We start from the raw sequence: 11,630 nt of genomic DNA, 5'->3' as shown, positions 1-11,630 counted from the left end.
TATCATAAATCAGGGGGGAATTCTCAATGGATAACGTATGTGAATTCTGCGCAGCAAAAGTTGTATCAGGAACTCTTGTAAGTCCCTATGCGGTACAGTTTTATCCCGACGGCGAAGAGATGAAGCTGAAGCCCAAGAGAAGTCAGGTGATATGCGACGCCTGCCCGAGATGCGGACATATCCAGAATATCAGACTGAAAAACCCAGAGAATATAATGAAGTACCGTTATACCATGCCCGGTGAATAAAAAGGAGATATCTGCGCATACTACTTCCAAAAGGAGGTAATATCATGCAGATGGATTTCAATGAAAGTCAGACGCGAAAGAACCTTATGAGGGCTTTTGCGGGAGAATGTCAGGCGCGTCAGCGCTATTATCAGGCTGCCCTGACGGCTCAGCAGAAAAAGCTGGTGGGACTTGAGAGAATGTTCCGCTTTACGGCCGAGCAGGAGGAGCGTCATGCCATGGTGTTCTGGAAGCTGCTCAAACAGGGAGACGGACAGGACGTCGATATCTCCGCAGGCTTTCCCGCAGCTGTGTCGGAAGAGATACAGAAGCTCCTCGACTCCTCAGAGGCAGAGGAATACAAGGAGTTTTCGGTGATATATCCTGATTTTGCAAGGATAGCTGCCGACGAGGGCTTTACGGAAGCAGCCTCAGAGTTCGGTATGATCGCCGAGATCGAAAACAGCCACAGAGCGCGTTTTGCGTACTACGGAAAGCTGTGCCGTGAGGGAACTCTTTTCCGCAGCGACGATCCCGGACAGTACTGGATATGCCTTAACTGCGGTCACATCCATAAGGGTAGTGAGCCGCCGCGGGAGTGTCCTGTATGCAGTGTTGAGCAGGGGTACTTTATACGTCGTGAGGAGGCTGCTTTTACGTCCTGCGCAACTGTATCAGCGTAAAGAAAAAGCCTGAGAACACTGCGTTCTCAGGCTTTAGCTATTTTTCAGAGCGTTTTTTCATACGCCGCAGCAGTACGATAAAGACTATGAGCTCTGTCAGGAAGGTAATGGACCAAGATATGGCATAGGACAGGTACAGGCTCTTTATGGAGTGATACAGCGGTATCCTGAATACTGCGTATATCCAGCCCAGACGGATACCCACAACTCCCGCCACGGTTATGAACATCGGAAGAGCCGATCTGCCAAGACCTCTTATCAGGCCGGTTGTAACGTCCATAAGTCCGCAAAGGAAATATGGGATCATGATATAGGTCATTCTGACAAGGCCGTACTTTATGGACTCCTCGGAGTCGGTGATGTATATTCCCAGCAAGGGCCTGCCGAAGAACAGGGCTGTAAGACCGAGGGTAGCGCCTGTGCAGAATACGGCGATAAGACATATCCACATTATCCTGCGGATACGATCGAACTTTCCTGCGCCGAAGTTCTGCCCCGTGAAGTTCAGGGCAGTCTGGCTGTAGGAGTTCATGGACATATACACAAAGCCCTCGATATTCTGGGCAGCGGCATTTCCCGAGTTCACAATGGGGCCGAAGGAGTTTATGGAGGACTGTATTATTACGTTTGAAGCCGAGAACAGCGAGCCCTGCACTCCTGCGGGGAAGCCTATCTGCAATATCCTTTTAAGCTGCCTGCCGTAGATGTGGAGCTTTTTCAGCTCCAGTCTGCAAGCGTCCTCACGCTTCATCAGTGCGCGGATTATGAGACCTGCGGAGAGTATCTGCGATATAGTGGTAGCAAGAGCGACTCCCGATACGTCCATTCTGAACACGATAACGAAAAGCAGGTTCAGCAGTACATTTACAACGCCTGCCGCCATAAGGTAATAAAGGGGACTCTGGGTATCGCCTGCGGCACGGAGTATGGCCGAGCCGAAGTTATACAGCATACTTGCCACAGTTCCGCAGAAGTATATCCTCATATAGCAAGCAGCAAGATGAAGCTGCTCTGGGGGGGTGTTCATCATACGCAGGAAGGTCTCGGAGAAGCACACGCCAATGACGGTCAGCACAAGACCGCTTATCACCGCAGTTGGTATGGCGGTATGCACCGTTCTGTGTACGTCCTCGCTCCTGCCCGAGCCCAGACCGTGAGCAACGGTAACGCCTGCGCCTACCGAAAGCCCTATGAACATATTAACCATAAGGTTTATGATAGCGCCTGTAGCGCCGACGGCACCCACGGAATTGCTTCCGCAGCAGCGTCCCACCACCACCAGATCGGCTGCATTGAAAAGCAGCTGAAGTACACCCGTAAGGATTATGGGGATAGTGTAAAGGATTATTCTGCTTATCAGAGGTCCCTCGCACATATCCGAGGATTTGCTCCGCATAAAAAAGACTCCTATCTGCCGCAGATTATCCGTGCGCAGCGGCCTTGCGCATATGGTTAAAAAAAGCCCCCGAAGGGACTTTTTTAAGTGTTTCCGTTCTTTCTTATCCTTGCGATCTCCTGATCCTTTTTCCATAGAAAGCTTATGTGAGCTTCCGTTCCGTTCTGGATACGTTTGAAGTTTTCGATATGCTTGAAAAGAATGATCAGTGAGACTGCCGAGAGTATTGCCGTGCCTATGGGGTCGCCTGTCAGAAGTGCGTATATCATAGTGAATATCACGGAACCCGTAACGGGTACTATACATACATAATCCATTGAGAAGCCGAGGATTATCTCAAAGCCCAGCATAAGTATGAATACGCAGGGATTGAAGGCAAGAATGGTGCCTCCCAGTGAAGCGAGGCCCTTTCCGCCGTGGAACTTCATCAGAAGCGGGAAGATATGACCCAGTATACAGCAAGAGCCCGACAGTATCTTTGCGAATTTGATCTGCGGGAAAAAATAAGCAGCAATAAGAGATGCTGCAACAGCCTTGAAGATATCGAAAAGGGCAACTGCAAGTCCTGCTTTCTTGCCGACAGTGATGACCGTGTTTGAAGCGCCTGCGTTCCCCGAGCCGCGCTTGCGGATATCAAAGCCTTTGAACTTTCCGATAATAAAGGCAGGGTTGATATTGCCAAAAAAATAACCAATAAGAGCGCAGACTACGATCTGCATATAAAACCCCCCTGAGATTTAAAAGGTCCTTAATTGAAATTTGTGCGAAATCGACCTTATATACATTATAATACCACATTTGCGATGAATTGTAAAGTACCTGAATGAACTTTTTTACAGAGCAAATGTTAAAATAAAAAAATAAATATGCCCGTGTATCATATAAGGAAATGACCGCGATTAGTATATATGAAGGGGGCAGAAATCATGCGCATGATCAGGAGAGATGAAAATGACTGACAATGAATTGCAGCATCTTCTAAAAGCTGAACCCGAAAGGGGACAGCGGGAATTTTATGATAAATACTTCAACTACGTCTATACAATTGTTTTCGCAAAGCTCAAGGGTGCCGCGTCGGTTAACGATGTGGACGAGTGCGTCAGCGACGTTTTTGTGCAGTGCTTCCTTTTCTTCGACAGGCAGGAGACCATTCAGGGCGACCTGAAAGCCTTCACAGCTTCGGTGGCGAGGCGCAAGGCTGTTGATACATACAGAAAGGTCGTAAGGCACAGCGGAAACGTCAGCATAGATGAAGCAGGTGAGATAGAGTCAGGTGAGAATATAGTGCGTTCGACAGAAGAGTCCGAACTGCGGCAGCTTTTGTATGAAAAGGTAGAGGAGCTGGGAGAGCCCGATTCGACAATAATCATACAGAAGTATTACTTCGGCAGGACTTCAAAGGAGATCGCCGAGATTGTTGAGCTTACTGCCGAAAACGTAAGGACAAGGTGCAGCAGGGCCGTAAAGAGACTGAAGGACGTACTGCTTGCGGCAGGCTTCACAAGATAGGAGGATAGGCTATGAAAGAATATCTTGATCATCTGTTCAGTGACAAGGACAGCGATATAGAGAGAGTCGCCGATAAATACAAGGCGGCTGGCAACAGGGAAAAAGAAAGGATATTTGAAGCTACAAAAAGAAAATATGATAAGCTGAAGGAAGAATATGACAATAATTCCGACGACGGCTTCATAAAGGAAGCAGAGGGCGTTGAGAGGTATCACCGTCCCAACTGGATACGCTTTGTCTGCGGAGCAGCTGCGGCAGTTGTGCTTCTGGGAGGAGCTTTCGGCGGAATACTGCTTTCGAGGTCTCAGAAGGTGCAGCATATGACGCACAGCAGCGTTGTTGAGGAGCAGTCCACCGTTCCCACAGCTGTGAACGAGAAGGACAATGATAAAAGCGTTGCGGTAAAGACTCTTGTCAGCAGCCTTGAGCAGATTATGAGAGCACAGTACCCTGTCGGTGAGGATCTCTCCGATAGTATCTGGTTCAATATTGACGCATATGCGGCCGAGGTGGATCAGGTGCTCAATCTCACTAAATACTATTACGCAGTGACTGATCCGGAGCTTGACACCTTCGAGGAGATAGACGCAAAGCTGAAAGAGACCTTCTCTGATGAGCTGTATCACACATATCTCGGCGGAGACCTCAGCGATTATGAGGTGGGTCACGACTTCAAGGACGACAGTCTGGCCAACAAGTATATAAGAAGCTTTATCCTATACAACGGAAAGACATATGCTCTCAGTCTTTGCGAGCCTAATGCGTCTTATGCGGCAGGATTTGAGCAGCTTTACAACTTCAGCGGTTATAAGCTCATCTCCTCCGATTTCAAAGAGGGCGGTAAGCTTCTTGAAAGAGATATGATGTACTTATCTGAGGACGGCGGATACGAGGACCTTGAAGGTCTTGTCACCTGCACAAGAGTATATGAAAGAGCTGACGGCGGAAAGGTCACGGCGGAGATACAGATGATACTCAAGGAAGGGGAGTGGCGGATAGCGGCATTTGACGTAAACGGCGATCCGGCGGTCAACACCGTGCCCGAGCCTACTACGGTGCCTGTGGAAGAACCTCATAATGAGGAAGAATTTGCCGAGCTCCAGCTCCATGAACGCAGGATATGCGCAAACTATGAAGAGGCGAAGGAGCTTGTGAATGAGTTGGAAAACGCATGGCAGAACGGCACATATACCTTCAAAAAGATCGACAGAGAAAAATACATAAAGAAAATAATGGATTCACAGAACACCGAGGAACTCAACTCTCTTGAAAACAAGAGTTATATATATCATATGCTGTACAACGGCTTCCGTTATTATGACACGGCAGATGCAAGCTACGACGAGACAGTTGAGGAAAACGGTAGCAGCTATGAGGTCACCGAGCGCAGTATAGCTGATAACCGCAGCAAATATATGTACAATGAGTATGAAATGAACTCGGAATCGGGCATCGACCATATAACATGGTATATAAATGATACACAGTGGATCACGGTCGACCATAAGACAGGGTTCTACACTGAGTACAATGACTATATACAGAATTATGAGACGGAATATGTGCCCGATAATGACAGGTGTATAGAGTATTATACTCCCGACGGTGAGATCATCCTGGCAAGAGATTTTACCAACTGTATCCTTACAGGCTGTAGTAATGAGTGCCTGCATCCTGATGCGGACGGATTGTTTGATTTTGACACCTGGTCTATAGAGGGTACAACGGAGATATTAGGCAGGGAATGTGTAGAGGTGTATCAGAGCAACAGCAGATACACTAAAGATATGTTCATTGACATGAGGACGGGCATAATCGTTAAGAGTACCCAGACCAACAATGAAACAGGAGATACTCAGACTATGAAGTTAACAAGCATAGAGATCGATAAGCCCATAGAATACAAGTCTTTTGATCCAACAGGATATGAGCCGAAGCCTTATGAAATAACAGCAGGATAAAAAAATCCCCTTTGCGAAAAGCAAAGGGGATAACTTTTACAGTAATTCTATAAGCTGGCTGCGGACACCGTCAAGACGTGGATCTGAAAGGCCGAAGTCCATGGCCTTGTAGTTCCAGGCGGCTCTGCCTATGCCGTGCTTTCTGAATACGGAATTGATGGTCCTGAACCATTTTACGGTATCCTCGGGGCTGACAACGTCGATACAGCCGTATTCTCCGCAGTAGAGGCCGCTTCCCGACTTTTCTGCCTTGGCGATGGCTGTGGAGAAAAGGTCCTCGAAATACTCGGCAGAGGTGATGCTGTTCTCGAAGGGGATACGCTCCTTGGGGTCTATGGCGGTAGTCCAGTAAGCGCCCTGATGGGTGAACTTCAGGGGCTCGTAGCAGTGCATATTGTAAATGACGTTGCTGTCGAAGGGCTCGTCCAGATACTGAACGGTATCTGCGCTGTTATTGTGATAGCTGCCCACAAGTATCAGTATATCTGGAGCGATCTTTCTTATCCTGCTTATGCACTCCCTGGCGATCCTGTTCCACCTGTCGATAAACTCGGCGTCCGTGACCTCGTTGAGGAGCTCGAATGCAGCATTGGGAGCCAGATAACCATAGCGCTTTGCCACTTCCTCCCAGAGGCGGTAGAATTTCTCCTGATAATCCTCGCTGTCGAAGAAGCCGCTCTCGCTCTCGCCGTAGTAATCGAAGGAGAAGCCTGCGGTCTTGTGGAGATCGAGGATTATATTCAGTCCGTACTTCTTTGCGCAATCAACAGCCTTGTCGAGGTAGGCGAAGCCCTCCTCAATGATGCTGCCGTCGCTGTTCTGTATGATATTGTAGTCGAAGGGCACGCGGACATGATCCGCACCCCAGGACGCTATAATTTTGAAATCATTTTCACTTACGAAGGTGTCAAGGTGTTCCTTCTCGTAGCTGCACTGTGAGAGCCAGCCGCCGAGATTAATGCCCTTATTGAAACCGTTTATCTTTTTCATGATAGATCGCCTCCTGTAAATACAGTTTAGCAGATTAAGTAAGAGAAATATACTTGTTTTATGTGAAAAATATCATTTTAATGACATATCAAAAAAGCAATTGACAAAATCGCTATCATATAACGTGACTTTTACTGAGACGAATCCTGATCTGCTTATAAAATAAAAAGACCTGTATCAATGATACAGGTCTGGCGCGGATTGAGAGATTTGAACTCTCGCGCCGGTTTCCCGACCTACTCCCTTAGCAGGGGAGCCCCTTCACCACTTGGGTAAATCCGCAAACCGACGAGCGAAAGCCCACCGATAAAAAATAATGGCGGAGAGGGTGGGATTCGAACCCACGTGACCGTTAAGTCAAACGGTTTTCAAGACCGCCTCGTTATGACCGCTTCGATACCTCTCCATTTTTACTGCCGAATTAATCAGCTTTTATATTATACCACAGCGAGCAGTAGATGTCAAGAAAAAAACAAAACGGATGATCACAATAAATTATCAACATTTTTGTTGAATGTGACGATATTGGGCACAGGCGGTCCGCAGTATTCTGTTTTATCGGGAAATGCGGAAGAAATCTGAATTTTTTTCTTGTTTTTTCGGAAAATATACTTTACATATCATTGAAATTAGTGTAAAATAAACTATAGATATATTTTTTTGTGAGGTGCTTATATGGAACCAAAGTATAAAAGAATCTTATTAAAGGTCAGCGGCGAGGCTCTTGCAGGCGACAAGAAGACAGGACTCAATTACGATGTAGTCACAGAGATCTGCAAAAGCATAAAAAAGTGCTCTGACGCAGGCGTACAGGTAGCTGTCGTTGTAGGCGGAGGCAACTTCTGGAGAGGACGTTCAAGCGGAGCTATGGACAGGACCCGCGCAGACCACATCGGTATGCTGGCAACTACTATGAACGCGCTTGCACTTGCTGATGTACTTGAATCCCTCGGCTGCGTTGTAAGAGTACAGACAGCGCTCCAGATGTCGGCTATAGCTGAGCCCTACATCCGCAACAGAGCCGTAAGGCACCTTGACAAGGGCAGGATCGTCATCTTCGGATGCGGTACTGGAAATCCCTTCTTCTCCACAGATACTGCCGCAGCTCTCCGTTCCGTAGAGATCGAGGCAGATATCCTTCTCAAAGCAACTCTCGTTGACGGCGTATATGATAAGGATCCCCACAAATATGATGACGCTAAGAAGTACGATACCCTCAGCTTCTCGCAGGTCATCGGCGAAGATCTCGGCGTGATGGACAGCACAGCTGCCGCAATGTGCCGCGACAATCATATGAAGATGCTGGTATTCGATCTCAGCCGTCCCGACAATATATATGACGCCGTAATGGGCGCAGATATCGGCACAGTTGTGTCAGAGGACTGATATATTTAAATTGAAAGGAATGTTACAGTAATGAAAGAAACGCTTAATAACGCAAAGGAAAAAATGAACAAGAGCCTCAACGCTCTCGGAAACGAATTCGCTTCTATCCGTGCAGGAAGAGCAAATCCTGCCGTTCTTGACAAGGTAATGGTAGATTATTACGGAGCAGCTACTCCCGTTAACCAGATGGCAGCTATCTCCGTATCAGAGGCAAGAATACTTGTTATCCAGCCCTGGGACAAGTCCACTCTCAAGCTTATCGAGAAGGCTATCCAGGCTTCAGATATCGGTATCCAGCCCGTAAACGACGGAAACGTTATCCGTCTTGCTTTCCCTCAGCTCACTGAGGACCGCCGTAAGGAGCTCTGCAAGAACATCAAGAAATACGGAGAGGAGTGCAAGGTTACAGTCCGCTCTGTCAGACGTGATACCATGGAAAAGTACAAGGCTATGAAGAAGAATTCCGAGATCACAGAGGACGATCTGAAGGACTGTGAGAAGAAGGTTCAGGATCTCACCGACAAGATGTGTGCTGACGTTGACAAGATGGTAGCAGACAAAGAAAAAGAGATCATGACTGTATAATTGGTGAAATATGGCATTATTCGGAAAAAAGGAAAAATCTGAGCTGACGCTGCCCGAGAAGCTTCCCGAGCACGTCGGCTTCATCATGGACGGAAACGGCAGATGGGCTAAGAAGCGCGGTCTGCCCCGTTCCTTCGGACACCGCGAGGGCGCCAAGAACTTCAAGAAGATCGTCCGCTACTGCAAGGACATCGGACTGAAGAACATCAGCTTCTATGCTTTTTCCACAGAGAACTGGCAGCGTCCCTCAGACGAGGTCAGTACCATCATGGAGCTCTTCCGTGATTACATCGTTGACGTAAGGAACTTCCTCAGCGAGAATACGCGAATGGTTTTCCTGGGCGACAAGAGCGCCTTTGACGAGGATCTTCAGGAGAAGATGATCAAACTGGAGGAGGACACTGCAAAGTATGACGAGATGACTCTTATGATGGCCGTAAACTACGGCGGACGTGACGAGATAGCTCATGCTGCAAGGATACTTGCGCAGAAGGCTGTCAACGGAGAGATTCGTCCCGAGGATATCAACGAGCAGTCCATATCTAACGAGCTCTACACAAAGGGTATCCCCGATGTGGATCTGGTTATCCGTCCCAGCGGCGAGCTGAGACTTTCAAACTATCTTATCTGGCAGTGCGCTTATGCGGAGTACTACTTTACGGACATTCTCTGGCCTGATTTTACTCCCGCTGAGCTTGACAAGGCTCTTATCGATTTCGACGGAAGACACCGCCGCTTCGGAGGTGTCTGATGCTTACACGAATCATTTCGGGCGCTGTAGGCGTTGTACTTCTGGGCGCGGTTCTGTTCTTCCATGACACTATAGTTCTGCCCATTGCAGTTGCGGCTATCATAGCAGTAATGCTTTTTGAGCTTCTCCGCGCAGTGAAGCTCCACAAGTGTCTGCCTATACTCTTAGCGGCAGAGGCCTGCGGAATAGCTGTGCCTGTACTTTACGGCATAATGACAAAGCTTTACCTTATGGGAGGCTATGAGGGAGCAGGCTACGAATTCCGTAATCTTCGGTTTGCCCATGAATACGATATGTATGTATTTGCGGCAGTGCTTCTCTGTTCATTCGTTGTTTTCGTTACATGGCTTAGAAAGCACAAGGAGATACGCTACGAGCAGGTATTCTTTGTACTTGCTGTGATGATACTTGTGCCCCAGGCTATGACTACTATGATACGTATCGAGCGCTTTGACCCTGAAAGCGGACTTTTCCTGCTCATTATGGGTCTGTGCGGCGCATGGATAGCAGATACGGGAGCATATTTCACGGGAGTTGCTATCGGCAAGCATAAGCTCTGCCCCGAGATAAGTCCCAAGAAGACTATCGAGGGACTTGTCGGCGGTATACTTACAACTGCTATAGTCTACACAGTGGCATTTTCCGTATACTACGGCTTCACAGCAAAAAGAGCTGTCATCGCCTGCGCTACAGGCATAGTCTGCGCAGTTATCGGTACTGTGGGAGACCTTTCCGCATCTATGGTAAAGCGTCAGATAGGCTTCAAGGACTACGGAAAGATAATGCCCGGACACGGCGGACTTATGGATCGCTTTGACAGCGTTCTTTTCGTGCTGCCTACATTTTATGCATTCATCGCCTTATTCGGCGTACAGTGATATTTCTGAAACGGACTATTCACGGATAGTCCCTTTCGCATTTTATAAAGGACTTTGGATATTAAAGTAATTTCCATGAAAAGGGGAAAATATAATGAATAAAACGGTGTCGATACTCGGCTCCACAGGTTCCATAGGCACTCAGTCGCTGGAGGTCTGCGAGAAGCACGGACTGAAGGTAGCGGCTCTTGCCGCCCACAGCAGCGTGGAGGCGCTGGAGCAGCAGATAAGGAAATTCCGCCCTGCATACGCCTGCATATACAATGAGGATAAGTACAGCGACCTGAAAAGCAGGATAGGCGATCTGGACGTCAAGCTCCTCACAGGCATGGAGGGGCTCTGTACACTTGCCTCTCTGGACGAGGCCGATATAATACTTAATTCCGTTGTGGGCATGGTGGGACTTCTTCCCACTCTTACGGCTATATCCGCAGGCAAGGACATCGCCCTTGCCAACAAGGAGACTCTTGTGGCAGGCGGCGAGCTGGTAATGAAGGCGGCTTCCGACAGGGGCGTGAGGATATACCCGGTTGACAGCGAGCATTCCGCTATATTCCAGTGCTTACAGGGCAATAAGCGCTCGCAGCTCAGCAAGATAATCCTTACTGCTTCGGGCGGTCCATTCTTCGGAAGGAGCTACGATGAGTTGAAAACCGTCACAAAGGCTCAGGCGCTTCACCACCCCAACTGGGACATGGGGAATAAAATAACCATCGACTCTGCTACACTTATGAATAAGGGACTGGAATTCATCGAAGCAAAATGGCTTTTTGACCTTGCTCCTGAGCAGATAGAGATAGTTGTCCACCGTCAGAGCGTTGTACATTCTGCCGTGGAGTACAATGACTATTCCGTCATTGCACAGCTGGGCGTTCCCGATATGAAGATACCCATACAGTATGCCCTTCTCTATCCGGAGCGTATGAGCTGTCCCACGGGACGTCTCTCGCTTACGGATTACGGCAGGCTGACCTTTGAGAAGCCGGACTACGATACCTTCAAGTGTCTGTCGGCAGCTATAGAGGCCATAAAGCGCGGCGGAGCATATCCCTGCCTTGTGAATTCGGCCAATGAGGAGGCTGTAAAGGCCTTCCTCCACGATGAGACGGAGTTCATAGATATCGGAGAGACCGTTTCTTCTGTGCTTGAGCATTTCGCACCGTCGGAGATAAAGAGCTACGACGACGTAATGAAGGCTGACAAGGCTGCAAGAGAGTATGTCAGGGAGCGCATAGCTGCAAACTAAGCTTCTGTAGTAAGAAAG

Annotated in this window: 12 protein-coding genes and 2 tRNA genes; 9 read left to right on the top strand and 5 right to left on the bottom strand. The window is 48.3% G+C overall.

Going from position 1 to position 11,630, the window contains the following annotated elements:
- Positions 1-26: 26 nt before the first annotated feature.
- Positions 27-248 carry a hypothetical protein gene (locus tag Q0Y65_RS02565; RefSeq protein ID WP_297956515.1) on the top strand — a complete coding sequence of 74 codons (222 nt, stop codon included), beginning with the start codon at positions 27-29 and terminating at the stop codon, positions 246-248.
- Positions 249-292: 44 nt separating this feature from the next.
- A complete protein-coding gene (locus Q0Y65_RS02560; RefSeq protein ID WP_297956513.1) occupies positions 293-910 on the top strand; it encodes a rubrerythrin family protein in 618 nt (205 codons plus the stop codon).
- Positions 911-947: 37 nt separating this feature from the next.
- Here the strand turns inward: Q0Y65_RS02560 and Q0Y65_RS02555 are convergent, their stop codons facing one another.
- On the bottom strand, positions 948-2,306 hold the full coding sequence (locus tag Q0Y65_RS02555; RefSeq protein WP_297956510.1) for an MATE family efflux transporter: 1,359 nt from the start codon (positions 2,304-2,306) through the stop codon (positions 948-950).
- An 83-nt stretch (positions 2,307-2,389) separates the two neighbouring features.
- A complete protein-coding gene (locus Q0Y65_RS02550) occupies positions 2,390-3,025 on the bottom strand; it encodes a glycerol-3-phosphate acyltransferase (protein ID WP_297956507.1) in 636 nt (211 codons plus the stop codon).
- A gap of 232 nt (positions 3,026-3,257) precedes the next feature.
- Here Q0Y65_RS02550 and Q0Y65_RS02545 point away from each other — a divergent pair, with 232 nt between their 5' ends.
- Both Q0Y65_RS02545 and Q0Y65_RS02540 read left to right on the top strand, forming a co-directional pair.
- Entirely contained in the window at positions 3,258-3,815 is a 558-nt protein-coding gene (locus tag Q0Y65_RS02545) for an RNA polymerase sigma factor (RefSeq protein WP_297956504.1), read from the top strand.
- An 11-nt stretch (positions 3,816-3,826) separates the two neighbouring features.
- Positions 3,827-5,776: a hypothetical protein gene (locus tag Q0Y65_RS02540; protein WP_297956501.1), complete on the top strand. Its 1,950-nt coding sequence runs from the start codon at positions 3,827-3,829 to the stop codon at positions 5,774-5,776.
- Positions 5,777-5,812: 36 nt separating this feature from the next.
- Here the strand turns inward: Q0Y65_RS02540 and Q0Y65_RS02535 are convergent, their stop codons facing one another.
- The 3 genes from Q0Y65_RS02535 to Q0Y65_RS02525 form a co-directional block, all read right to left on the bottom strand.
- Entirely contained in the window at positions 5,813-6,766 is a 954-nt protein-coding gene (locus Q0Y65_RS02535; protein WP_297956498.1) for a glycoside hydrolase family 5 protein, read from the bottom strand.
- Positions 6,767-6,958: 192 nt separating this feature from the next.
- Positions 6,959-7,048, bottom strand: a tRNA-Ser gene (locus tag Q0Y65_RS02530).
- Positions 7,049-7,083: 35 nt separating this feature from the next.
- Positions 7,084-7,172, bottom strand: a tRNA-Ser gene (locus Q0Y65_RS02525).
- Positions 7,173-7,441: 269 nt separating this feature from the next.
- Between Q0Y65_RS02525 and pyrH the strand changes: the two genes are divergently transcribed.
- From pyrH to Q0Y65_RS02500, 5 genes are all read left to right on the top strand, one after another.
- The gene (pyrH, locus tag Q0Y65_RS02520) at positions 7,442-8,152 is read left to right on the top strand and encodes a UMP kinase (protein WP_297956495.1); all 711 of its coding nucleotides are present in this window, start codon (positions 7,442-7,444) and stop codon (positions 8,150-8,152) included.
- Between the two features lie 30 nt (positions 8,153-8,182).
- Positions 8,183-8,737, top strand: a complete 555-nt coding sequence (gene frr / locus Q0Y65_RS02515) for a ribosome recycling factor (RefSeq protein WP_297956493.1) — start codon at positions 8,183-8,185, stop codon at positions 8,735-8,737.
- A gap of 10 nt (positions 8,738-8,747) precedes the next feature.
- Positions 8,748-9,488 (top strand): polyprenyl diphosphate synthase, encoded by a 741-nt coding sequence (gene uppS / locus Q0Y65_RS02510; protein ID WP_297956490.1) that lies wholly within the window; start codon positions 8,748-8,750, stop codon positions 9,486-9,488.
- The gene (locus Q0Y65_RS02505; RefSeq protein WP_297956485.1) at positions 9,488-10,366 is read left to right on the top strand and encodes a phosphatidate cytidylyltransferase; all 879 of its coding nucleotides are present in this window, start codon (positions 9,488-9,490) and stop codon (positions 10,364-10,366) included. The genes uppS and Q0Y65_RS02505 overlap by 1 nt, the downstream gene beginning before the upstream one ends.
- Positions 10,367-10,460: 94 nt before the next feature.
- The gene (locus Q0Y65_RS02500; protein WP_297956483.1) at positions 10,461-11,612 is read left to right on the top strand and encodes a 1-deoxy-D-xylulose-5-phosphate reductoisomerase; all 1,152 of its coding nucleotides are present in this window, start codon (positions 10,461-10,463) and stop codon (positions 11,610-11,612) included.
- Positions 11,613-11,630 lie beyond the last annotated feature (18 nt).

The organism is uncultured Ruminococcus sp. (genome assembly GCF_947301925.1).
Classification (GTDB): domain Bacteria; phylum Bacillota; class Clostridia; order Oscillospirales; family Ruminococcaceae; genus Ruminococcus.
Note: the sequence above shows the minus strand (reverse complement) of the source record. Positions and strands in the feature narration are given on the sequence as shown.